At 45.0% G+C, this 24,304-nt stretch carries 16 protein-coding genes and 1 pseudogene; 12 read left to right on the top strand and 5 right to left on the bottom strand.

The genetic code is table 11. From position 1 onward, the window contains the following. The first annotated feature begins 58 nt into the window (after window positions 1-58). The 8 genes from QUA27_RS14875 (at window position 59) to QUA27_RS14840 (ending at window position 14,685) form a co-directional block, all read left to right on the top strand. Window positions 59-886 (top strand): CheR family methyltransferase, encoded by an 828-nt coding sequence (locus tag QUA27_RS14875; protein WP_333068799.1) that lies wholly within the window; start codon window positions 59-61, stop codon window positions 884-886. After that, entirely contained in the window at window positions 858-1,565 is a 708-nt protein-coding gene (locus tag QUA27_RS14870; RefSeq protein WP_333068798.1) for a chemotaxis protein CheB, read from the top strand. Before QUA27_RS14875 ends, QUA27_RS14870 begins: the two co-directional genes overlap by 29 nt. Before the next feature lie 7 nt (window positions 1,566-1,572). Further along, window positions 1,573-3,639, top strand: a complete 2,067-nt coding sequence (locus tag QUA27_RS14865) for a hybrid sensor histidine kinase/response regulator (protein ID WP_333068797.1) — start codon at window positions 1,573-1,575, stop codon at window positions 3,637-3,639. Between the two features lie 141 nt (window positions 3,640-3,780). Next, the gene (gene map / locus QUA27_RS14860; protein ID WP_333068796.1) at window positions 3,781-4,608 is read left to right on the top strand and encodes a type I methionyl aminopeptidase; all 828 of its coding nucleotides are present in this window, start codon (window positions 3,781-3,783) and stop codon (window positions 4,606-4,608) included. Between the two features lie 205 nt (window positions 4,609-4,813). After that, entirely contained in the window at window positions 4,814-5,506 is a 693-nt protein-coding gene (locus QUA27_RS14855) for a response regulator transcription factor (protein ID WP_333068795.1), read from the top strand. A gap of 595 nt (window positions 5,507-6,101) precedes the next feature. After that, window positions 6,102-6,461, top strand: coding sequence for a hypothetical protein (locus QUA27_RS14850; protein WP_333068794.1), 360 nt, complete (start codon window positions 6,102-6,104; stop codon window positions 6,459-6,461). Between the two features lie 548 nt (window positions 6,462-7,009). Next, a complete protein-coding gene (locus QUA27_RS14845) occupies window positions 7,010-12,193 on the top strand; it encodes an nSTAND1 domain-containing NTPase (protein ID WP_333068793.1) in 5,184 nt (1,727 codons plus the stop codon). Between the two features lie 215 nt (window positions 12,194-12,408). Then, window positions 12,409-14,685 (top strand): FdhF/YdeP family oxidoreductase, encoded by a 2,277-nt coding sequence (locus QUA27_RS14840; RefSeq protein WP_333068792.1) that lies wholly within the window; start codon window positions 12,409-12,411, stop codon window positions 14,683-14,685. A gap of 161 nt (window positions 14,686-14,846) precedes the next feature. Here QUA27_RS14840 and QUA27_RS14835 read toward each other — a convergent pair whose 3' ends face one another. From QUA27_RS14835 to QUA27_RS14825, 3 genes and pseudogenes are all read right to left on the bottom strand, one after another. After that, window positions 14,847-15,011: a hypothetical protein gene (locus QUA27_RS14835; protein ID WP_333068791.1), complete on the bottom strand. Its 165-nt coding sequence runs from the start codon at window positions 15,009-15,011 to the stop codon at window positions 14,847-14,849. A gap of 29 nt (window positions 15,012-15,040) precedes the next feature. Beyond that, window positions 15,041-15,511 (bottom strand): glycosyltransferase family 2 protein, encoded by a 471-nt coding sequence (locus QUA27_RS14830; RefSeq protein WP_333068790.1) that lies wholly within the window; start codon window positions 15,509-15,511, stop codon window positions 15,041-15,043. A gap of 67 nt (window positions 15,512-15,578) precedes the next feature. After that, window positions 15,579-15,866, bottom strand: a pseudogene (locus tag QUA27_RS14825) (glycosyltransferase family 2 protein). A 535-nt stretch (window positions 15,867-16,401) separates the two neighbouring features. On the opposite strand from QUA27_RS14825, the gene QUA27_RS14820 reads away from it, so the two are divergent. Both QUA27_RS14820 and QUA27_RS14815 read left to right on the top strand, forming a co-directional pair. Then, on the top strand, window positions 16,402-16,809 hold the full coding sequence (locus QUA27_RS14820) for a hypothetical protein (protein WP_333068789.1): 408 nt from the start codon (window positions 16,402-16,404) through the stop codon (window positions 16,807-16,809). Beyond that, window positions 16,803-19,346 carry a protein kinase domain-containing protein gene (locus tag QUA27_RS14815; RefSeq protein WP_333068788.1) on the top strand — a complete coding sequence of 848 codons (2,544 nt, stop codon included), beginning with the start codon at window positions 16,803-16,805 and terminating at the stop codon, window positions 19,344-19,346. Before QUA27_RS14820 ends, QUA27_RS14815 begins: the two co-directional genes overlap by 7 nt. Window positions 19,347-19,455: 109 nt before the next feature. Here the strand turns inward: QUA27_RS14815 and QUA27_RS14810 are convergent, their stop codons facing one another. Beyond that, window positions 19,456-20,868 carry a hypothetical protein gene (locus QUA27_RS14810; RefSeq protein ID WP_333068786.1) on the bottom strand — a complete coding sequence of 471 codons (1,413 nt, stop codon included), beginning with the start codon at window positions 20,866-20,868 and terminating at the stop codon, window positions 19,456-19,458. A 77-nt stretch (window positions 20,869-20,945) separates the two neighbouring features. Here QUA27_RS14810 and QUA27_RS14805 point away from each other — a divergent pair, with 77 nt between their 5' ends. Beyond that, window positions 20,946-21,974, top strand: a complete 1,029-nt coding sequence (locus tag QUA27_RS14805) for a hypothetical protein (RefSeq protein WP_333068785.1) — start codon at window positions 20,946-20,948, stop codon at window positions 21,972-21,974. 538 nt (window positions 21,975-22,512) lie between these two features. Here QUA27_RS14805 and QUA27_RS14800 read toward each other — a convergent pair. Next, a complete protein-coding gene (locus QUA27_RS14800) occupies window positions 22,513-22,836 on the bottom strand; it encodes a TMEM14 family protein (protein ID WP_333068784.1) in 324 nt (107 codons plus the stop codon). A gap of 126 nt (window positions 22,837-22,962) precedes the next feature. Here QUA27_RS14800 and QUA27_RS14795 point away from each other — a divergent pair, with 126 nt between their 5' ends. After that, entirely contained in the window at window positions 22,963-24,267 is a 1,305-nt protein-coding gene (locus QUA27_RS14795) for an ATP-binding protein (RefSeq protein ID WP_333068783.1), read from the top strand. Window positions 24,268-24,304: the final 37 nt, after the last annotated feature.

The following is a 24,304-nucleotide window of genomic DNA, read 5'->3' as shown; positions in this document are numbered from 1 at the left end:
CATTCAATATTCAACACTCAACAGTCAAAAATGCCCAATAACCAATTAGTAATTAAAAATGCCCGAAAGCCATGAACTTGAAACCATCGAAATTCAACTCCTACTAGAGGGAATGTTTCGCTATTACGGATTTGATTTTCGCAATTATGCTCTTGCCTCTCTCAAGCGCCGTATTTGGAACACTATTCGCTCGGAACGGCTCACCACTGTCTCTGCTCTTCAGGAAAAGGTACTGCACAATCCTGCTTATCTAGACCGTTTACTGCTGGACATTTCTGTCAATGTAACGGCGATGTTTCGCGATCCCAGCTTTTACATTAGTTTCAGAAATAAAGTGGTGCCGCTGCTGCGTACTTATCCTTTTATTCGGATTTGGCACGCTGGATGTTCAACGGGAGAAGAAGTCTATTCTATGGCAATCTTGCTGCAAGAAGAAGGACTTTATGACCGTTGTCGGATTTACGCTACGGACATGAATGAATTAGTTTTGAAAACCGCAAAAACTGGGATATTCCCGCTAAAACAAATGCAAGAATATACGCAACTCTACCACCAAGCGGGGGGCAAGAAAGCGTTTTCTGAGTATTACACTGCTGCCTATGAAAACGCAATTTTTCGCTCTTCACTTAAAGATAATATTGTCTTTGCTCACCACAACTTAGCAACGGATAACTCTTTTAATGAATTTAATGTTATTTTATGCCGTAATGTGATGATTTATTTCAATTCACACCTCCAAGAGCGGGTACACAAGCTTTTTTATGAGAGCCTGGGAATGTTTGGAGTTTTAGGACTAGGACATCAGGAGTCTCTGACTTTTACACCTTATGAAAAATACTATGAACCCATTGAAAGTAGTGATAAACTCTACCGGAGAATTAAATAAAAAAAAATTTGAAATAGTGGTTGTGGGCACGTCTTTGGGAGGGCTAGAGGCTCTGACTGTTCTGCTGGCAGATTTGCCACAAAGCTTTCCTTTGCCTGTAGTTATTGTCCAACACCGCCATAAGAGTTCTCAGAATAGGCTTACTTATTTTTTACAAAAGCAAAGCTCTCTCCAAGTCACAGAGGCCCAAGACAAAGAGGAGATCGTACCTGGACGGGTTTACTTGGCTCCTGCTGACTATCACTTGCTAATAGAATCGCCCTCTGACGAGGAGTTGATCCTGTATGAAAACGACTTTACAGAATGGGGGAGCGTGGCAGTGGAGTCAATCCATAATTCAAACTCCCCAATCCGCAATCGCGGAACTCCTAAATTTGCACTATCAACTGAGGCTCCTGTCTGCTACGCGCGGCCCTCAATCGATGTGCTGTTTGAGTCTGCTGCGGATGCCTTTGGGGAGACAGTTATCGGCATAATTTTAACGGGAGCTAATTCGGATGGCAGTAAAGGGCTGGCAAAAATTAAAGCTGAGGGAGGATTGACATTCGTGGAGGAACCGGCTTCAGCTCTATGCCCGGCCATGCCAGCGTCGGCGATCGCAAATGTTGAAGTAGACTGGATTTTACCCCTCTCCAAAATCGCTCCCTGTTTAGTCAATTTGCTAAGAATGAAAGATTAAAAAATTTATGAATCTGCAGTCCCCCCATCGAGTAAATGTCCTTTTAGTTGACGATCGCCCAGAAAATTTGGTAGCTCTCGAAGCTATCCTCAACAGCCCCTCTTATCATCTAGTACAAGCTAGTTCGGGCGCGGAGGCTCTGAGATGTCTGCTTAATGAAGATTTTGCAGTAATTTTGCTTGATGTGCAGATGCCGGGAATGGATGGATTTGAGACAGCAACATTGATTCGCTCTAGAGATCGATCGCGATCGACTCCGATTATTTTTATCACAGCATTCAGCAGTAATGACACCCACGTGTTTAAAGGTTATTCTCTGGGTGCGGTGGATTACCTCTTCAAACCCTTGGAACCGGAAATATTGACCTCGAAGGTGCAGGTATTTGTGGAATTGTTCCAAAAAACAGTCGAGGTGAAGCAGCAAGCAACACAGTTAGCTACGGTTAATAGTGAACTAAGTAAAAGTGAAGAGCGGTTTCGCACTTTGTGTGCTTGTTCACCACTGGGGATTTACTTAGCTGACGTTGAAGGCCGCTGTACTTACATCAACCCGCGTTGTCAAGCGATTTGCGGGTTAACTTTGGAGGAAAGTTTGGCAGAGGTTTGGCAGCGGGAAGTTCATCCAGAAGATCGCGATCGCGTAGTAGCAGATTTGTTAGCTTGGATTAAAGAAGGCCACGAATATTCTAACGAGTTCCGATTAGCTGGTAGCGAAACCGTGAGGTGGATTCACGTGCAGTCGTCGCCAATGTTTTCGGATTTGGGAAAACTGATCGGTCACGTGGGCACGGTTAGAGATGTCACAGACCGCAAGCAAGCAGAGGAAGAACGCGGCAGACTAATCCGCGAACAAGTGGCACGACAAGAAGCTGAGAGAGCTAACCAGATGAAGGATGAATTTCTAGCTATTCTCTCTCACGAACTCCGCACTCCTTTAAATGCAATTCTCGGTTGGTCTAGGCTGCTTCGTACCAAAACCTTTGACCAAGACACTATTGAAAAAGCCCTAGAAACAATTGAGCGCAATGCTAAATCTCAAGCTCAACTCATCGAAGATATTTTAGATGTTTCGCGGATTCTGCGGGGGAAACTAAATTTAAACATGCATCCGATTCGGTTGGAATCTGTGATCAAGCTGGCAATAGATTCTTTGCAGCCCCTGGCTGAGGAAAAATCAATAGTCCTAGAATTAACCTGCAGTCCAAATGTAGGTGAAGTGATCGGCGATTTCGATCGCTTGCAGCAAATTGTGTGGAATTTGCTGTCAAATGCAATTAAGTTTAGTCCCCAAGAGGGTAAAGTAGAGGTGCGGTTAGAGTTAGTTGGCGATGAGGCTCAAATTGAGATAATTGATAGCGGCATTGGTATCGCTCCTGATTTTTTGCCTTATGTTTTCGATCGCTTCCGCCAAGCTGATAGCAGCACAACTAGGTCTTACGGGGGTTTGGGGCTGGGATTGGCGATCGTCCGTCACTTGGTGGAACAGCACGGCGGTAAGGTTCATGCAGAGAATAATCCGGGCGAAGGTGCGAAATTTACGGTGGTTCTACCTATTGCTCAGAGGAAGACCGCAAGTGCAGGGGATGGCTGGTCGGAACTCAATGACGCGACAGAGACTCTCCCCACTCTGGCTAATTTGCAGTTGCTGGTGGTGGATGATGACGATGACACGCGGGAGTTTTTGATTGCTTTACTCGAGGACGAAGGAGCTATGGTACGATCGGCGGCATCGGTGGCCGGGGCTCTAGCTGCACTGGAGAGTTATTGGCCGGATCTGCTGCTGAGCGACATTGGAATGCCGGAAGCAGACGGCTACGAGTTGATCGCGCAGGTGAGAGAAATGGAAAGGCTCAGGGGTGGAAAGATGCCTGCGATCGCCCTGACGGCCTACGCCAGAGAGTCCGAACGCAAGCAAGCGCTGGAAGCGGGTTTCCAGGTGCACTTATCTAAACCAGTTGACATAACTAAGTTAATTGCCGCAATTGCTAACCTCACAGGAATGCTCGGAAATCCTGAACCGACAGACTCGGCGCTTAAAACCGCTTTGTTGACCCCCCAATCCCGTGCCGATTAGTGAGAAAAATATTAAGCTAGCTAAAAGGACAAGCGATCGACAGTTCGGAACAAGACACCCGTTTTTCCACAAAAAACTGGATATTTGCCGTTTTTTGCTTCAACCTGCCGTCAAAGTACAAAATTACCCGCCAATCAATACATGAATATTTTTAGCAGTCTGCTTTCTGGTCCAACTCAAGCACCACAAGTCAAAAAACAGCGTCGAGGCATTGAAATTAAGTCGGAACGCGAAATCGAAATTATGCGACAGGCAGGGAAAATCGTTGCAACGGTACTCAAAGAAATTTCCCTAATGGTAAAACCGGGAATGACTACTGCTGATTTGGATGCTTATGCCGAAAGACGCATCCGCGAAATGGGTGCAACTCCCAGCTTTAAAGGCTATCACGGTTTCACGGGATCGATTTGCTCTAGCATTAATAACGAAGTTGTTCACGGCATACCCAGTCCCAAAAAAGTAATTCGGGCAGGAGATGTTCTCAAGGTAGATACTGGGGCATATTATCAAGGTTTTCACGGCGATTCTTGCATCACGATCGCAGTTGTGGAAGTGACTCCCGAATCTGCAAAATTAATCCGAGTTGCAGAAGAAGCTCTCTACAAAGGTATCGAACAAGTGAAGGCTGGAGCCTATTTGCTCGATCTGGCTGGTGCGATCGAAGATCATGTCAAAAGCAACGGTTTTAGCGTCGTTGAGGAGTTTACCGGCCACGGTGTCGGGCGAAATTTGCACGAGGAACCGTCGGTTTTCAATTTTCGCACGCGGGAAATGCCGAACGTGAAATTGCGAGCGGGCATGACATTGGCGATCGAACCAATTCTGAATGCCGGTTCTAAGTACACTCGGACGCTTTCTGACAAGTGGACTGCTGTAACGGTTGACAATGCTATGTCTGCTCAGTTTGAGCATACTGTGTTGGTGACGGAAACTGGTTATGAAATTTTGACAGATCGTTCAAAAGTTTAAGTGGAAGGGTTCAAGAATAATTTTGAGTTTTGAGTTTTGAGTTTTGAATTAAAGATTTAATCAGTTTTTAATCGTTAGATCAAAACCTAACTCAAAACTCTTGAGTTGAACAACAATTTTTTTAGTTTTTTCGATGGATGGAGTGACAAGAAGAGTAAAATTCGGCTAAATTAAAAAATAGTGGTAAAGCGTAAGGGTAACAACTATGTCAGCACGATTATTATTGGTAGATGATGAACCGGGCTTGCGGGAAGCAGTACAAGCTTATTTGGAAGATAGCGATTTTGCGGTTGAGGTTGCCAGTAATGCTCGCGACGGCTGGGAACTTTTGCAGCAGTACAATCCCGATTTGGTGATTTCAGACATTATGATGCCCCAGGTGGACGGTTATCAATTTCTCAAGCAAGTGCGGGAAGATCCTCGCTATAAGGCTTTGCCGGTGGTGTTTTTGACGGCTAAGGGGATGACGAGCGATCGTATTCAAGGCTATCAAGCAGGCTGCGATGCTTATCTTTCTAAGCCCTTCGATCCCGACGAGTTAGTAGCAATAGTAACTAATTTGCTGGCCCGGCGCGCGGCTGCTAAGGAGACGAGCGAAAACCCTGAAAGTCCAGATATTGCTGCTTTGACAAGCCAGATGGCGAGAATTGAGTCTTTGCTGAGTGGGCGGAGTTCGATCGCCCAAAGTCCTTCGCCGATTAAAATAGATTTGACTCCGCGAGAACAAAGTGTTTTGGATTTGGTTGCTCAAGGTTTGATGAATAAGGAAATTGCCCGCCGCTTGGAAACTAGCGTGCGTAATGTGGAAAAGTACGTCAGCCGTTTGTTTAGCAAGACGGGTACTAACAGCCGTACTGAGTTGGTTCGCTTCGCTCTCGAACACGGCTTGACGAAATAGGATCCCTTTCGACTTGGCTGGAGGCTGTGCCTCGCCGAGCTGCGTTACCAGGAAGAGCCTGGTAACGAAAATCATCCAAAAACGTAGAAATGTTAAGATATAAGTATTGACATATATCCGGCGACTGTGGTAGTGCACATCAGCTTGCTGGTGGCAGCGCGGGAGTGCGAAAACTGGTGTGCGATCGAACTTCTCACCCACTTTGCTTTGAGTCTGAGATGAACACTCGCAAAGGCTGGAGAATTAATTAACGGGAAAACCTGACTGTTTAAGAGTTTTCACGTAGTAAATAGAAAGGCAAACAGTTGACCGGATATGCTCAGTTAAGCAAACCTGCCGCGAAGAGTCACAGATAAGGTTAGATCCTGTGGAAAAACAAGCCACTATTAATTAATGACTCTGCTCAAAAACGGATACTTGTGAACTGCCACAGAGGTAAGCAGCGCACAATTTTAGATCAAAGTTCAAGCTTTCAGATTCATCTATGAAGTAAATCTAAAATCTCAAATCTAAAATCCACTCACAGCGCTCTAAAGTAGCGACGGATGTTGAATTTATAGCAGCACCCAAGTTTAGTTTATATCAGGAGGATACCATGAGAAAAATCACGGCGCGGCAAACCATAAGTGCCATAGTAGCACTGCCGATCGTATTAATAGCCAATACAAATCAAGCTTTTGCTACTGATACCGGTCAGCAAATAGATCCAATTAAGAAAGTTTCGGATTTTGGCGATGAGCTAGATTTTGATATTGGGCCACCAACAACCATCAGCATTGAAGAAAGCGAGGATTGGGATGAACCTGATTTTACAGCTACTTTAGATATGGAGATTAATAAATTTATGACAAAAAATCTTCAAGCTGTAATTGATGAGCCACCGCCCGTAGTTTATCTCAGTGATGCAAGGGGCCAGTCAACTCGGGAATGCCGGATTTCTGGGATCTGCGAATAACTGAATCGGATTGGTGCGATTTGGGCGATGAGTGGGAACCGTGCAAACAAAGACTCTTTTGCTGGGTAGAATTTGAGCAATCATCAAGATTTAAGTAAAATCCGGTTGATTTTGCTGGGAATATGCGAATAACAGAGTATGTATTTTTTTGGGTATGCTTTAATGCGATCGGCTAACATAATAAGTATGCAGGCCGAAATAAACTTAACTAATTGATAGTTGCCAGTGATTGGAAATCCCCCACAAGGGCAGAAATAAAATTAATCCTAGGGTTCTTCGCAGTGATTTGCCAACGTAAAAACGGGTAAAAGTAAACTGGGAGTAGCCGCTAAAATGGTTAGGAAGTTCTTAATTGTACTTCCCCTGTCGTCGATTCCTTCCATCCGTTACATCCGTTAAATAATCCGTTGCCGAACTGCCATCCGTTACATCCGTTACATCCGTTAAATAATCCGTTGCCGAACTTCCATCAGTTACATCCGTTACCGAACTTCCTTTTTTCGACAGTTGACAGCACCTATCCTGAGAAAATCTTTCAAATATTAATTATGCTTAATTCGCACTGCCAGCAAGACACCGCAGCACAGCAAAACACAAGTTCGCTGCAAACTCTCACCCGGACTCTGAGAATGTCTCAGGGGCAATTTTCGCTGATTTTGGTGCGATGCAATTACAGTGCGATGAGAGAGGAAATTGTAAGGCAATTGCGGGAGGAGTCGGGGATCGAGATTCGAGAAATTGTCCTCCCGCCATCTGTTAAAACTCTTTACACGACGATAGAAACCAAAGTTTCCTGCAGCTACCCGTCTGCTTTAATGGTGTTTGGATTGGAATCGGTAAGTGCGATCGATCGACTGCTGACATCTACCAACTACGTGAGGGAAGAATTTCGGAACAATTTTCCCTTCCCGGTGGTGCTGTGGGTGACAGACAAAATCTTAAAAAAACTGATTCGGTTAGTAACAGATATCGAAACTTGGACGACAAGTGTTGAATTTGTGATTGGTCCCGACGACTTGGCGGATTTCCTGGGAAAAAGTGCAGATCGCATTTTTTCCAACATTTTAGAAAGTGGCAATTGGCGTTTAACTAATTCTGCCATTCTCGGAGCCAATTCTTTGAGTGAACTCGAGTCGGCTAGCCAAGACTTGCAAAATTGCAACATTAGGTTAGAACCAGCTATTGAAGCGAGTTTGCAATTTATTCGCGGTAGGCACGAATATGCTTGTCACCGCATCCCTGCGGCTATTGAATTGTATCAAAAAAGTCTCAGTTTTTGGAAGCATCAAGTAGCGTTTATTGGGTCGAAAACACAATTTAGCGATTTGTTATTTACCGTTCACCCAGCACCGGTGTTAGAGGGAATTCTGCTATTCCACATCGGTCTTTGTTACCGCTTCCAAGCAGAACAACACCGCAGCGGCAACCGTCCTTACTGGACGGAGGCGAAGAATTATTTTCAGGAATGTATTGATGTTTTAGAACGGGCGGGACGGCCAGATGCCGTTGGTATATTCATCAATCAACTTGGCGAAGTATTGCAGCATTTAGAAGATTGGGATGCACTCTGGAATTTAGCTATCAAAGCTCGGAGGTTACATGAAAATATGGAAAATTCAGCAGTTAATTTGGCTCAAGATTACGGCTTTTTGGCTAGAGTAGCCTTAGAGCAAAAGAACTGGAAAGGGGCGAAAGAATGGGCTTTAATCGCTCTAGACGTTCTCAACTCAAATTTAGAAGCGACGGGACAGGGAACGCCTGTAAAGTCGCAGCATCTAGCCTTGTATCTGTTAATTTTAGCAGAGGCACAGAGTCAGTTGGGTGAGATGGAGGAGGCGATCGCGCATTTAGAGCTTGCTCGCTCCGAAACCGAAGCGTGCTACAACCCGCAACTGTATTTGCGGGTTTTAGAAATGCTGCGATCTCTATATTTTCAGCGGGGAGAATATCTCGAAGCATTTCAAATTAAGCAAGATTATCGAGCGGTGGAACACACGTATCGGTTCCGAGCTTTTATTGGAGCCGGAAAATTGCAGCCGCACAGAGAAGCGGTTAATTCCGTCGCCGAAACTATTGCCGGCGCTGCTACTATTGCTGACGAAATTACAGCTTCCGGCAGAGAGCAAGACCTCAACCGCTTGATATATAGGATGAACAATACCCCCGACAAACTGACAGTAATTTACGGTCAGTCTGGAGTTGGCAAAAGTTCAATAGTCACGGGAGGATTAGTACCAGCTCTCAAACAAAAAAAAATAGAAATGCGGACTGTTTTGCCCGTAGTGTTGCAAGTTTACAACAACTGGCCGCGGGAATTGACCAGACAGCTATCTGCTGGGAAAGCTGAAATATTCGATCCGGAAATTTCCCAAGCAGTACCCGAAACTGCTCCGGTAGATTTGACCGTAGAAGCAGGTGCAGTCAAGGGAAATCTTATTTCGGGATTTCAGGGTGGTTCGACTGGGAATAATGAGGATCAAAGAGAGCAGTCACAGCCAGTAGAATTAATCATACAACAACAGGCGAGCGAATACGAAAATATTCTCAACGAGCTGCAAATAAATTCCGAGCATTTAGTGACTGTTCTGATATTTGACCAATTTGAAGAATTTTTTTTCGTGTGGAAAGAGCCAGCGGAAAGACAAATATTTTTTGATTTTTTGCGGGAATGCTTGAAAATAAAATATTTAAAAGTCGTCCTGTGTTTGCGTGAAGATTACCTGCACTATTTGCTGGAATTTTCCCGACCCAAAAACCAGACAGGATTCGTTAACAATGATATTTTGGAGGACATTCTCAGCAAAAACATTCTGTTTTATTTGGGAAATTTTTCCCTGGTCGATGCGCGATCGGTAATTCGCACTTTAACTGAACGAGCGCAGTTTTACTTAGAACCGGATCTGATCGAAGAGTTAGTCAAAGATCTAGCTGGAGAATTGGGAGAAGTCCGCCCGATCGAACTACAACTTGTCGGCGCTCAACTGCAACAAGAGGACATTAGAACTTTAACTCAATATCAGGAACTAGGCAACAATCCGCAACAAAAATTAGTCGAAAGGTTTCTTGAAGAGGTTATCAAAGATTGCGGTCCGGAAAATGAAGTGGCAGCGCGCCGAGTTTTGTATTTTCTAACAGATGAAGAGGAGATACGTCCACTAAAAACCCGCGCAGAATTAGCCTCCAATTTGGCGACTTTTGCCGAAGCTGATAAATTAGATTTAGTCTTAGAGCTGTTAGTAAGCTCTGGTTTAGTTTTCCGATGGACGGAACTGCCTGCTGAGCTTTATCAGCTCGTTCACGATTATTTAGTTAGCTTCATTCGCCAGCAGCAAGAATTAGATCAAAAGGCAGAATTTGAGGAACTGCGAAAGCAAAATCAAATTAACCGAGATGAAATTGAACAAATTCGCAAAGACAGAGAGCAAGATGCTTTGCTGTCGGAAGCTAGAGACAAACAGTACCGAGCGGAAGCTCAACTTTACCAAACTCGGAGATGGCAATTGCGGGTGGCGGTTCTAGGAGTGCTTGTACTCGGAGGTGTTTCGGCGATGGCATTCGAGCAAGCGAAACTAGCAGAAAGCGCGCGGCAAGAAGCCGAAAAAAGTCGGACTGATGCCCTAAATTCGGCGTCGGAAGCTTTAGTGCTTTCTAATGAAAAAAATCAATTAGGAGTGTTGGGAAATAGTATCAAAATCGGCCGTGATTCTCAGAAAAGTACAGCGCTGCCTGTGGACACTAAAAATCAAATTGCTGAAAGACTTAGACAAACAGTTTCCGGGGTGCAAGAACGCAACCGTTTCGAGCAGCACAGCAAATTTGTTTTGGATGTGAGTGTCAGCCCCGACGGCAATTCAGTAGCTTCGGCAAGTGCTGACAAAACTGTTAAATTGTGGACCAAAGAAGGTAAGTTATTAAAAACTTTCAATCACCCAGATAGCGTGACGAGTGTTAGTTTTAGTCCCGATGGGAAAACGATCGCTACTGGTTGTGCCGATCGCACAATTAGAATTTGGCAAGTAGATAACGACAAAAGTGCTAGTGGTATTTTATCCGGCCACCGCGATATCGTCACCAGCGTCAGTTTCAGTCCTGACGGCAAAACCCTAGCTTCTGCCAGTCACGACAACACCGTCAAAATCTGGAACCTGGCGAACAAAAAATTGCTGCAAACCTTAACCGGACACAAAGACTGGGTGCTGGGCGTCAGTTTCAGCCCCGACGGCCAAACAATTGCCTCAGCAAGTGTAGACAAAACTGTCAAACTTTGGAACCGAGAAACTAAAACCCAGAAATTTACAATTAACCCCAAAACATTAACCAAACATTCTGACATTGTTTACAGCGTTAAGTTCAGTCCAAACAGCCGAGAACTCGTCTCAGCAAGTGCCGACACCACAGCTAAAATTTGGAACCGAAACGGTGAGGAAATCAGAACTCTCAAAGGACATAACGATGAAGTTGTCAGCGCGAGTTTCAGTCGCGACGGCAAAAAAATTGTCACCGGCAGTGCAGACGATACGGTGAAAGTTTGGAGTCGCAGCGGCACTTTGCTCAATACTTTTCGAGGACATCAAGACGACGTAAGGGCCGTAACTTTCAGCGGGGACGGCACTATTGCTTCCGCAAGTAAAGACAAAATAGTGAAAATTTGGAAACCGGACAGCACTCCGCTGAATAAGATTTTATCGGGACACGGAGACTGGGTTTACAAAGTCAGTTTTAGCGCTGATAGCAAAATAATTGCTTCTGCTAGCGGGGACAAAACCGTGAGACTTTGGCGGGATGACGGCAGTTTATTCAAAATCTTAGAAGGTCACAAGGATTCTGTTACCTGGGTGAGCATTTCGCCTGATGATAAAACTGTGGCTTCGGCCAGCGATGACAAAACAGTGAAAGTCTGGAGTTTAAACGGCAAACTGTTAGATACTCTCAGCCACAGCGGTATTGTTAGAAGCGTGAGTTTTAGTCCAGACGGAAAGATAATTGCCGCCGCCAATGCCGATCGCAAATTGTACCTCTGGCGCTGGAACGGTTCTAAAGCAACTTTGTTTGCAAAACTCGATCACACCAATCCAGTAATTAGCGTTAGCTTCAGTCCCGACGGCAAAACTATTGCTACTGCTACCGCTGCTGAGGACAAGGCAAGCGGGAAGAAAAAGGCTTTTGAAATTACCGGAGAAAAGAGAGTTTACCTGTGGCAATTTAACGGTTCATCTGCGAAAATCATGCAAACTCTCGACCACCAGGACAGCGTTAAAAATGTTAGTTTCAGTCCCGACGGTAAGACTATTGCTGCTGCTTGCGCTGACAAAAAAGTTTACTTGTGGGGGTTTGACGGCAAGGCAGTTAATTTAACTGAAAAACTCGACCACAGCGATACTGTAGAAAGCGTGAGTTTTAGTCCAGACGGCAAATTGATTGCGGCGGCGAGTGGGGGAAATACTGTTAAGCTGTGGGATTTTGACGGCAAGAAGGCGCTGCTATCTAAGACGTTAGAATCGAGCGATCGGGTGTTGAGCGTTACTTTTAGTTCGGACAGCAAAACTCTGGCTTTTGCTAGTAGGGATAGGACTGTAATTCTGTTGCCTGTAGAGAATTTGGAACTAAATAATATCATTGCTCGCAGTTGCGAGTGGTTGGGAGATTATTTGCAGAATGACCCGAATGTTGCTGAGGGCGATCGGCTGCTGTGTCTGGGGTTTGGGAAGCAGGCGTTAAATAAGAGGAAGTAAACCTTGTTTGTAGTGAGGAATTCATTTCTCTCTCTGCCGATGAAGAAGGAATTCTCTTCATGACTGCTAACCTAGAGTTTAATTTAGATTAAAGTATCTATCTGTTGACTGGTGTTTTTGGCTTTAACTTTGCGCTAAAATTTCCGTAATAAACTTAACTCCTTTGGCGGTTCGCCCGCCGCATTAATCCGCAATTCCAACAAAAGGTAAACCGCATGGATGTCAACTCCCAAAATATCCAACCAATCCCGCCATTCAACGAGACAAACGAGGAAACACCAGAGATAGGTGGCGGTTTGCCCGTAATAGAATATTGGGCAGAACATACATTGTCCCCGGAAGGCCCGAAACTTTGGAAAACTTTGCTGCACAAAAGTGCTTGTTTGTCATGTTCTTGGGGCACTGGCGGGCAGAAAGGAGGTTTTACAAATGAAGAGGGCGAAAAACTTCAGCGCTGCATGAAAAGCGTCGAAGCAATCTCCGCTGAAATCAAGCCCGCTATCTCTACTGAATTTTTTGAAAAGAAGAGTATTGCACAACTTCAGCAATTAACTTCAATGGAAGCCGACAGGTTGGGAAGGCTGAGTTTTCCGATGATTTTGCGGGCTGGTTCATCTCATTACGATCGCATTTCTTGGGAAGAAGTTTATCAAATTGCCGAAGCAGCTTTTCGCAAAACCCCAGAACGAGTGGCATCTTACAGTTCCGGTCGCTCTTCCAACGAAGCGGCTTTTCTGTTGCAATTGATGATGCGGGCGATGGGTTCCAATAACTTAGCAGATTGTTCAGATCTCTGCCACGCTCCCTCGACAACTGGCTTAAGCGAAATGTTTGCCACACGCACCTCGGTAGTGAGTCTAGAAAACTTGAAGCAAGCAGATTGCGTCGTGCTCGCGGGTGCGAATTCTGCCTACAACCATCCCCGCTTCATGAACGAATTAATTAAAATTCGCGACAAAGGCGGTAAAATCATTGTAATCAATCCGGTGATGGAAATCGGGTTAGTCAAGTTTGGTTCTCCAGCATTTCCCGTCAAGTCGCTCATCCCCGGTTCCGATATTTCCTCCTTATACTTGCAACCAATTCCGGGCAGCGATACGGCGCTATTTGTCGGCATTCAAAAGTCTATAATCGAACAAGGATTGCTGGACGAAAAATACTTGCAAGCCTATACAGAAGGCTGGGAAGCAGTAGTCCAGCACGCCCGCGAAACGTCTTGGGAAACTATTACTAAAATCTGCGGAGTTTCCCGCGCCGAAATAGAGGCGGCCGCCAAAATTATCGGCACGTCTCAGCGGGTTGTATTCGGTTGGGCGATGGGAATTACCCAACACGATAACGGTGTAGATAACGTTTTCAGCATCGCCAATACGGCATTGATGACGGGAAATGTCGGCAAAGAAGGGGCGGGATTAATGCCAGTCAGAGGACACTCAAACGTCCAAGGGTTCGGCTCTATGGGCGTCACTGTCAAGCTGAAAAAAGAAATTCAACAAGCTTTAGAAAAACTGTTAGATCGTCCCCTCAGTTCTGTTAAGGGTTACGAAACTCGATCGCTCATTGAAGCAGCAGATGCAGGCAAAGTCGATACGCTGATTTGTCTGGGCGGTAATTTGTATGGGGCGAATCCAGATTCAACGCAGGTAAAACGCGCTTTAAGCAATGTTGAAACTGTTATTTACCTCGCAACCAAACCGAATATAGGGCATTTTCACGGATTGGCAAACCACAATACAATTGTGATTCCTGTACTGAATCGATTTGAAAATCCCCACAAAACAACGGTGGAATCGGGGAATAACTTTGTGCGTTTCAATGATGAGGGCGAAACTCATCTCAAGGATTCAGATTTGATTCCTGAAGTGTATTTTTTGACGGAATTAGCCAGCAGAATTCACGGCGATTTTCCTGTTGATTGGCGCAGACTTCAAGATACAAAATACGTTCGGCAATTGATTGCTAAAACCATTCCTGGTTATGAAAAGATGGCAACAATTGATGAAACAAAAGAGGAATTCACGATCGGCGGTCGCATTTTTACAGAACCTAAATTTCCTACAGAGTCTGGGAAAGCGAAGATGTTTGTCGCGCCTTTACCTAAGCTGAAATTACCGGAAGCGAAAGAGTTTGGAGGATCGGAATCAACACAGGGTATTGTTGTGGCATTGATGACGGGACGCAGCTATTCTCAGCACAATACTGTGGTTTACAAAATTGATGACAAGTACCGGGGAATGCCGCACCGCAACTGCATTTTGATGAATCGTGCGGATGCAGAAAGCACGGGTTTTCAAGAACATCAGCGGGTTACGGTGCAGGGAAATGTGGGGAAAATGGAAAATGTCGAGGTGATTTATGGGGCGGTTCGTGAGGGTGCTGCTTTGATGTTTTATCCTGAAGTGAATGTGATTTTTCACCCGGAGATTGAAAAGCGATCGGGCACGCCTGCTTACAAGCGCGTACCTGCTTTTGTATACGCGGAAGTTCGGTAACGGATTCTGTAACGGATGTAACGGATGTGATGATTAGCTCTGCCTTCTGTCTTCTATAACTCACATTTTAGATAATTTTTAAGAACAGGCAAGATGCCTGTTCCACAAGGAGTTAATTTTTGGTAGGGTGGGCATCTTGCCTGCCCATATCTAAGTCTTAATTAACTCTTAATTTGCAAAGTTCTACCGCGCCAAGTCCATCCCCAACCAGTTTCAGTTTTAATCGCAGAACCGATCGCCATCGCCGCCACTAACGCACCTCCGAAACCTCCCAACCACCAGTATTTCGTCGGACATTCAGAAATCTCGGCACCCAAGCGGCGCAAATTGTAATGCTGCCAAATTACGATTATTACTAAGAAGGAAGAAGGAAGAAGGAAGAAGGAAGAGAGAAGACGGAAGAAGAAAGAGGGAAGACGGCAATTAGTTGTTTCAGAATAATGAATAATCCTATCCACGGCATAGGATAAATAAAGAACATAATTGCAGCCATGTAAACCATCAACCCCCAACTGCGGTTAGCACCGAGATACAAATTCTTTGTCCAGCCTTCCCACAATGCCTTCCAAGACCGATACATCCGCACGGATGCCAAATTTGAGCCGGAATAAAGTCCCAGCTTTAAACCCGCACGTTTGATGCGTCTAGCTAGTTCCACATCTTCCACAATTTCGCCGGCAACTGCTTCGTGACCGCCAATTTTTTCGTAGCCCGATCGCCTAAATAACATGAACTGCCCGCCCGCAAAAGCACTGTCAGTTGTCGGATCGTTGACGGCGGTGAAGTTGTAGCAAACTGCTAGGTGATTGAATATTATCGGCTGCACTAACCACTCGGCAAAACACTCACTTTCCCAGCGCTGGCATACAGGTGAATAAGTCTATTTTCTCGGTTTATGCTGTTGCAATAGCGGTTTCGATCGCCCCTGGTTTGAGTCGCACGTCGGCATCGATAAATAATAAGAAGTCTCCGGTTGTTATTTGAATAGCTTGGGCGCAGGCCTAGTTTTGACCCGCCCAATATTGGTTGCTTGGTCGCGGCTGACCTGCTAATATTTTAAGCTGGGGGTCGTTGAGATGCTGTTGCAGGGTTTGCCGGATCGCCTTGGTGTCGTCTGTCGATCGATCGTCTACAATTAAAACTTCTAAGTTGTCCACAGACAGCGGTGTACTCTCCCTCACGGCGATCGCGCAATCCCGAATATTCTCTGCCTCGTTGTATGCTGGTACGATTACCGAAACTTTAGGGAACTGCACGGCCGGTTCCGGTGAGGGCCTGGCGGAACTTCTGTCGGTTCGAGGCGCATTTTTGACAGATCGGCGCAAATTCTTAGTGTAAGCTCTACTTACAATGAGAGAAAAAATTAGCAGGGTTAACAATATCAAAGCGAACAGACTTCAAGTTTTCGGTACACGATTTGTCTCTCTAAATATTAAAAAATATTAAAACAAAAAGCTAGTCGATCGCCCAAAAAGTTATTTTGACCGCCTCTTTTGCTATAATTTGTGAGCATCTTTCGGCTCGCCCGCATCGAGGGGTAAGACCCCTCACCCAGACAGCGACCGAAAAGCCGAGGATAGATATCAGTTGTCAGAGGAGATTGCAATGGGCGAATTTTTTACAGTCGATGTGTTTGCGAACACGATAGCGGTACTCGGCGCTTTGGGTTTTTTCTTTTTGGGATATCAAGCTTTGCAGATGTTGAAAAGATAAAGTATGTCAGAACTGAGATATTGCACAATTGTCAAGAACGGGCAAGATGCCCGTTCCACAAAGAATGAGTTTTATTGTGGAACAGGCATCTTGCCTGTTCCTAAACAAGTAATTGAGAATCGTGCAATATCTCAGTTAGAAGTCAGAAGTCAGAAGTCAGAAGGAAAGAAGTCAGAGGGAAGAAGTCCGATGGAAGTCGGAAGAAGGAAAGAAAGAAGAACAAAAGAAACAAGAACGAAAGAAACAACTATTCCCAATACCCAATGCCTTGTTAGGCTAATGCCCAATGCCCTGTTTGGTCAATGCCCAGGAACACCTAATTTACCGGAAAAAGGCTATACAACTGACTCAACAGTGCAACTGTTTCTTGCGAAAATCAACCAAAAAAAGGCTGCGTTATTATCATGGTGAGCCAACTTTTAGATGGACGCTATCAAATCATTGAAGTCATAGAAACAGGAGAATTTGGACAAACATATCTTGCCAAAGATATTCGCCGCCCGGGAGAACCGCAGTGCTTTGTCAAGCACCTGCGTCCCGGTACCACCGAACCGAAATTAATTAATACTACGCGCCGTCTTTTTCAAAAAGAAGCAGAAGTTCTAGAAAAGCTCGGTCAACACGACCAAATTCCTCAGCTATTCGCTTATTTTGAAGAAAATGAAGAATTTTTCTTAGTTGAATCTTTTGTTGCCGGTCACTCGCTATCAACTGAGATTGTACCGGGCAAACCTCTAAGCGAAGAAAAAATGATTGCTTTGCTGAAGGAACTGTTAGAAATTTTAGTGTTTGTACACGGACAGGGAGTAATTCACCGAGATATTAAACCTGCAAATTTAATCCGCCGCTATTCAGATAACAAGTTAGTTTTAATCGACTTTGGCTCGGTGAAAGAAATTCACATCGCTCAAAGACAAGCGCCGGTAACTGTGCGGATTGGCACTCTGGAATATATGCCGATCGAACAATTTCAATACAACCCGCAACTCAACAGCGATATCTACGCTTTGGGAATGATTGGCATCCAAGCAATGACGGGTTTGCCGGCTTACGATTTGCCGAAACTGCGGGATTTGAAAAATTCCAATAAAGGTGAAATTGTTTGGCGGCATTTAGCCACCTGCTCCCAAGCGCTGGCAGATGTTTTGGACAATATGGTGCGCTACGATTTTCGGGAGAGATACCAGTCGGCGGCGGAAGCTTTAGCAGATTTGAGGAAAATTGGCGATCGCTCGCGGGCGCGGATTCCCAAGCTAACAATATATCGCGAAGAAGTCGATCGGCGCAGCAGCAGCCGGGGTGACATTACAGTCGTCGGTCGTAGAATATTAGATGAACTGCGCGTCAGTTTGGAATTACTGCCAGAAGAAGCAGAGGCGATTGAAGATGAGGTATTGAACCCTTACCGCAAATACAGGCAAAAAGGCGAACGCTACGAACAATCACTGCAAGAAGCAATGCAGCAAGAATATCCCTTTTCTCAGGAAACTCGCGACGAATTAAAACGCTTGCAGCAAGTTTTAGGGCTTACCGACGAAGATGCCGCGAAAATCGAAGAATTAGTCGTTCCTAAATCTTTATTCGCTAAATTGTACAAGGCGATCTCCACAGTTTTGGAGGGACACCGCAACCCCAGTGGGCCACCAGCCAGCAGCGCCCCTCAACTCGAATTGCAGGCAAGTCCGGCGGTATCCTCCCAGGTAAATCTGAACGGAAAAACCGATTTCTCGTTAGCGCAGCCCGCCCCTACGGGGGCTACGCCAACTGAGAGGATCGCCAGCCCAGCAGCACTTGTCCCCAAAGAAACTCGCAAATTCAATCCTTATCTTGCCGGGGCAACAATTGCGGCTATCTTAGCTGCGATCGGCGGAATTTACGGATATCTCAAGTGGCAAGAATGGCAGCAGCGAGTCCAGCAAGAATCCCAACAGCTCAATCAAATTGAAAGTCTTTATAAAGCCAGCAATTATGAAGAGTGTATCAGCCAAATACCGACAATTGCCAGCACTTCCACCAGCTATGCGTCTGCTAAAAACTTACAGGAACAGTGCCAAGCAGGTCTGCGGTGGAAGAACGCCAAAGTCAAAAATTTCGCTCAGCATTCCGATGCCGTTGGGTCTGTTGCTTTCAGTCCAGACGGCTTAATGTTAGCCAGCGGTTCTAAAGACAAAACCATCCAAATTTGGGATTTAGCTACAGGCAAGTCGATCCGCACTTTTCCAGGAGATTCCTCCACTATTTGGTCGGTTGCTTTCGATTCAAACGGTACGAGACTCGCGACTGGAACAGGTTTTTGGCGAGTCATGCTGTGGGATTTAAAAACAGGGCAAGTGATTCGCAGTCTCGACCACACTGCTTCTGTTTGGTCTGTCGCTCTGAGCCCCGACGGACAGCTTGTAGCTAGCGGCAGCGGAGACAAAACCACGAAGATTTCGGATGCAGCAACTGGCAGTTTGATTCAGAATTTTCCAGACCATACAGATTTTGTTTATTCTGTTGCTTTCACTCCCGATGGAAAAAGTTTGGTTAGCGCTTCTAAGGATAAAAAAATTACAGTTGTGGATGTCGCAACAGGGGCGTTACTCAAAACTATTGAGGGACACGGCGACGCGGTGAGGTCGGTTGCGGTTAGCCCGGACGGCAAGACAATTGTTAGCGGTTCCTACGATGAAACTATAAAGATATGGAATATCGAAACAGGAGATTTAATTCGCTCTATTAAGGGACATTCTGACGATATAGTCTCGGTTGCTATCAGCCCGGACGGGAAGTTTATTGCGAGCGGGAGCAAGGATAAAACTATTAAAATTTGGGATTTTGCTACCGGAGAGTTGCTGAATACTTTGACAGGACATTCCGATGAGGTTTATGTGGTGACTTTTAGTCCCGATGGCAAAACTATTGCTAGCGGTTCTAAAGACAATACTATTAAGTTGTGGCTGAGGTGATACGATTTTAGATTTGAGATTTTAGATGGAATGACTTACTGCATAATGGTTGGGGACTTCCCTCCAGTTGCATCCTTTTCAGGAACTGGTATAATTAGCCATGGGTCATTTAATTGGTATAATTCAGCTCGTTTTTTAAGCTTGGGGGAAAGTACCAATAAGGCGTTTCTAATTCGTCCTCAATGGGATAATTTTCAGTTGAGCCCTCTCGGATTTGAAAAAAGTAGTAGAGGTTAGCCACAGTTAAATCGGATATTTCTTGCCAATTTGAGGCAGCTAAAGCTGGATAGCCAGTAGCGATCGCCTGCTGGCTGATATAAACTTCGTATCCCCGGCGGATTTCCGGCGACACAGCGAAGGTTAGCTGGTCGCGCAAAGAGAGAAAGTGAGACTTTTGCTTTAAAGTTTCATAAAGGGAAGCTTCCGCAGCTAATACCGCGAATGTAGTGTACACGCTGCTTTTTAAACTATCGCCGGTAAGTTTATCTAAACTAGCTAACTGGTGCTGCTCTTTTGCAGACAAAGTTTGCATCCAATCAACCTCATTTTGCCAAAATTCTATTACACTTAAATCATGACCGAGAATCCTAGTAACTTCAGGAAATAAAAAATCTAGTTCTGGTTCGGATTGACATCCTTTAACAACAGTTAGAAGATTTTGACGAATTTTTGATTGGAGTTCCAGCAGGCGATCGCTCACCATATCGTAGGCGCGCTGCAAGTGAAACGTAACGCCGATCGCCTGCTCTATCGCCCACACACATTCCATTTGCCTGAGCTGTCCGGCAGAAGACAGCCCCTCCAACAAACTATGATTATCATAAATTTTTAAAGCCTCAAACAGCATATCCCGCCCGCTATTAATTTCGTAATTCCGAAGTTTAATATCTGGCACTGTTAGGGCTGACTGACAGCGTTTAATAGCTTTAGAAAAAATCTCGTAACCGTTAACCAGTTTCTGGCGGTGCATTTCAAAACTAGAGTCGTGAGCCACCTTGAAAATCTGCTGGATCACCTCTACTCCCCTATCTTTGAGTATGTGCCTGAGATCGATAAACCCGTCTTTAATTTTTAGCTTCTGGTGCTTTGCCTCTTCTCGGATTTTTAATACTTGGTTGAGGTTTACTGCGGACAAAACTGTGTTCGATACAGTGCCAATACCCATGACAGCAGCAGTCGCTTGCATAACTGCCAAATTAATTTTCAGACAGTTAAGCATTCTGTATATTTTTTGAAACCCCTGGTGAGTGTGAGCCACCTGCAACGGCGCCAGTGTCACGTACACGGGAGCTACCAGCGGCTGTATGGGGCCACCTCCGGCTAACTGTGCGAGCAATCCTATAACTCCGCGATCGGATAGAGTTCCACTTGTTGATTGATAAAAAATTTTTGCGATCTCCACAAACTCCCCTGTCACCGGATCTCTAGCAGCAGGGAGCAATTTTCCTGTTTTGACAGCAGGCTGTACGAGGTTGCCACTATTGAGTCGAGCCTGAGTTGCAGGGGTAAATAGATAATCCATGTTGTGACTCAGTGTGCATTCAAAAAGGCAGATGTTCTGTATTGTATGCTGTTTAGGGAAACGAGGGATGAAAGGAAATGAATGAGTATCTCAAGGTATTCCAGGCTATTACCCAGTTTAGCGATCGATTGTTGGCAAACGAATATCAATCCGTGGAGATTAAACAGTCAGCTACCCAACTCAGCTTAGATGTGGAACCTTGTATTGAGGAAATTAAGCAATCTGCCCTCAGACTCAAGAGCTTACTTCAGGTATGTTTCAAAGATGTATCTCAGGCTGAGGATGTCTGGAATAGTAAGCCGAGAATTGCTGGAGCATCTGCTGTTGATGTCTGGGAGCAAATGGGCGAACTAAGCGGATGCGATGTGAGAATTCGCAGTTTAGGAAAACAAGGCAAATATGATGCTGTTGCTAAAGTTCGCAAATCTTGGAGCGACAAGGCGACCAAGTTAAAAAATCAGTGGTTTTTGTGGGATAAAAGCCCTCAAGTATTTCAAAGAGATACTATTGGTTTTTTTGAAAAAGATAATTTGCATAAAGAGTTGCGGAATGAGGTTGATTCCCAGATCGAGCGAGTGAGTTTAATTATGGAGCATGAACTAAGTTTAATTTTTAAAGAATTACAATCTATTGATATAGAAAAAATTGAAGTTTGTATTCAATGCTTCGACCTAAAAAGTCAGTTGAAATTTAGAGATCGTCTCCAATCAATAGGCGGGGAGATTCTATCGAAGTTTACGGAGCCACTGAAATACTTGCCGGGTTCTTATATGAAGAGTTTTAGAGAAATACTGAAAGATACTGTAGATACTTTGGTTCATAAAAGCAAGATGGAAATCAGTTTGGTAGATTTTGAAGAGTCTTGTAAAGTGCTTGGATCGATCATGGATAAGTTGATCTTAGAGATTTTTGAAGAGCGTATAAAACTGGCTATTGAAACAGTAGAAAAAGCGATAAAGTTCTACAATAATCTTTTAGAGAAGCAGGCGCGTTATCAGCAAGAGACAGCCCAACAGCGAGCGGCGGAAAAAGATTGGATCGAATGCCAGCGGCACCAACTCAGGGAAGTCCAGCAGTATATTGATGCAGTTATTAGTCATCAGTGATTAGTGATTCGTCATCAGTCATCAGTAGAGTTCTTGCAAAAGTCAAATTCACCCCCCGCAAGTCCCCCCTTCCCCTGATTAAGAAGGGAAACAAGAATAATCTTGCCCCCTCCCCTTAAATTAGGGGAGGGTTGGGGTGGGGTGCTTTGTATTTTTGCAAGAGTTCTAGTCGTTAGTCATTGGTAGTTGGTAATTGGTAATACAGGCTGATACCAAATCCAGGTTGAGCTTTAATACTTTTTTTATTCTTTAGTCTGCCTAGGAGGTTCCGACTTCGGCGATCGCTCAGTTGAGCAGTCGCTTCGCAGACGAAAGTTTGACTCTTGAGCGATTTCAACCGCCGAATCTTATAATTCTATCAATTATTAAAAGCCACATATCCCCGCACCGGACACGGCATTGCCGTGTCCCTACTGACTTTTCAGAATTGGTATAAGTCATGGAAATAAAAAAATTAGACTTTAGTTCAACCCCCACTCAAGGCTGGAGAGTCAATCTAAAATCTAACATCTAACATCTAACATTTAAAATCGAAGAACTATTGATATTGACCGCTGAGTTCGTAAACGATCGCGCCCAAAGACGCTAAGCTAGCTAAAATTAGCATTCCTGCCGGCATGAATTTTTGAGTTTTAACCAGGCGCACAATAAAGACTATTACTAAAACAGCGGAGATGGCTGCTGCTAATGTTAAACCCCAACTTTGTCCCATGAGTTGTGCGGTGCCAGCAAAAATTAGCAGCGAACCGCTAATCAGGCCGGAAATGAGCGAGGCTTGGCTTTTGGCCTTGATATAACCCATGATGCCGCCAACCAGTGTTAAAATGCCGTAGCCGATCGCCGCTGCTGTACCTAAATTCATTTTTAATCCTCCTGCATTGACTCTTTGCATCTAAATTTATACAGCGCGGCCTGCAATTAGTGTCACGAATTGTTAGAAAATTTATTAAACCCAGTCAGGATATCTAACTGTTATACAATTGCCATTATGTCAGCCCTAACTTCTGGTGCGATCGCCCAAATCCGTTACCTCCAGCGCCAAGCAGCATCCCTGCTGCTGTATCAGTCAGTTCTCAAAAGCCCCGCAGGTCAAGCTTTTCTGGATTTGCTGCAAGCCCTCCACCACAGCGAAGTCAGCGGTTTGGAATGTCAGGTAGCTTACGGGAACTGGTTCAAAGTTCAGGCTGCTAAAAATCTAAGCTGGAAAGATTCTCTGATTTCCGAAATTCTCAAAGACGAAAACCCCTTTTCACGACGAGCACAGCAAACAGATTTTGCAAGTTTGCCCCCCGCTTTGGTGGAGGCCGCCAGACATGATTTACAAGTGCTGCAAAATATTTACGAATGCAGCAGCGAACAGTTGAGCAAGTGGGTGCGGGTAGCGGGTCAACTTGACGCAGTGCCTCCGATTTGGCATTCAGAAACTGTAGCAGAACAGGGAGATTTGCCGCTGCACGGGAAACTAGAAAAATGGTCGAGCGCGGCGGAATCTTTGGCAGTTTATTACCGACAGTTTGGTACGGGTTTGTTTGCTGAATATCGCGCTTTTGCGTGGCGGCGAGGGCAGTTTGCGAGTATTTCGCATCCCGATCGCATAACTTTAAAAGAGTTGGTTTGCTGCGATTGGCAGCGGGATGCTCTGGTGAAAAATACGGAGTTTTTGTTGGCAGGTTATCCGGCTTTGCACGTCTTGCTGTACGGGAGCCGCGGTTCGGGCAAGTCTTCTTTGGTGAAGTCGCTGTTAAATGAATTTGGCTCTCGCAATCTGCGCTTGATTGAAGTATCTAAATCAGATTTGCAAGATTTACCGCTAATTGTCGAGCAGTTGCGAGGAGTTCCTCAAAAGTTTATTATTTTTGTAGACGACCTCTCCTTTGAAGAAGATGATGATGCTTTTAAAGCTCTGAAAGTTGTTTTGGAAGGAAATGTCACTGCTCGCTCTCAAAATGTGGTAGTTTACGCAACATCTAACCGCAGGCATTTAATTCGAGAGTTTTTTGACGACCGGCCTCGCCCCCGCGATGGAGACGAAGTTCACGCTTGGGATACGGTGCAGGAAAAACTTTCCTTTAGCGATCGATTTGGCTTAACTTTAACTTTTGAACCTGCAGATCAAAACACTTATTTAACAATTGTCCGACATCTGGCAGAACTTGCTGGCATCAAACTCGCTACTGAGGATTTGGATAACCGTGCTAAAGAATGGGCAACTCGTCGCAACGGGCGATCGGGGAGGACGGCGCGGCAGTTTGTTGATTTCCTGAAAGCAGATTTAGCCCTTTTGGACAAATAGATAGTCTGCGATATAGGGCGGGTTTTAGCCGATATAT

Source organism: Microcoleus harperi Pol14_C6 (genome assembly GCF_036701295.1).
In the GTDB taxonomy this organism is placed as follows: Bacteria; Cyanobacteriota; Cyanobacteriia; order Cyanobacteriales; family Microcoleaceae; genus Microcoleus.
This window is presented reverse-complemented; position numbering and strand designations above follow the sequence as displayed.

Coding starts and splice junctions, on each gene's coding strand:
- QUA27_RS14875 (WP_333068799.1), top strand. CDS start 59: ATGCCCGAAAGCCATGAACTTGAAACCATCGAAATTCAACTCCTACTA.
- QUA27_RS14865 (WP_333068797.1), top strand. CDS start 1,573: ATGAATCTGCAGTCCCCCCATCGAGTAAATGTCCTTTTAGTTGACGAT.
- map (WP_333068796.1), top strand. CDS start 3,781: ATGAATATTTTTAGCAGTCTGCTTTCTGGTCCAACTCAAGCACCACAA.
- QUA27_RS14855 (WP_333068795.1), top strand. CDS start 4,814: ATGTCAGCACGATTATTATTGGTAGATGATGAACCGGGCTTGCGGGAA.
- QUA27_RS14850 (WP_333068794.1), top strand. CDS start 6,102: ATGAGAAAAATCACGGCGCGGCAAACCATAAGTGCCATAGTAGCACTG.
- QUA27_RS14845 (WP_333068793.1), top strand. CDS start 7,010: ATGCTTAATTCGCACTGCCAGCAAGACACCGCAGCACAGCAAAACACA.
- QUA27_RS14840 (WP_333068792.1), top strand. CDS start 12,409: ATGGATGTCAACTCCCAAAATATCCAACCAATCCCGCCATTCAACGAG.
- QUA27_RS14820 (WP_333068789.1), top strand. CDS start 16,402: ATGTCAGAACTGAGATATTGCACAATTGTCAAGAACGGGCAAGATGCC.
- QUA27_RS14815 (WP_333068788.1), top strand. CDS start 16,803: ATGGTGAGCCAACTTTTAGATGGACGCTATCAAATCATTGAAGTCATA.
- QUA27_RS14810 (WP_333068786.1), bottom strand. CDS start 20,868: ATGGATTATCTATTTACCCCTGCAACTCAGGCTCGACTCAATAGTGGC.
- QUA27_RS14805 (WP_333068785.1), top strand. CDS start 20,946: ATGAATGAGTATCTCAAGGTATTCCAGGCTATTACCCAGTTTAGCGAT.
- QUA27_RS14800 (WP_333068784.1), bottom strand. CDS start 22,836: ATGAATTTAGGTACAGCAGCGGCGATCGGCTACGGCATTTTAACACTG.
- QUA27_RS14795 (WP_333068783.1), top strand. CDS start 22,963: ATGTCAGCCCTAACTTCTGGTGCGATCGCCCAAATCCGTTACCTCCAG.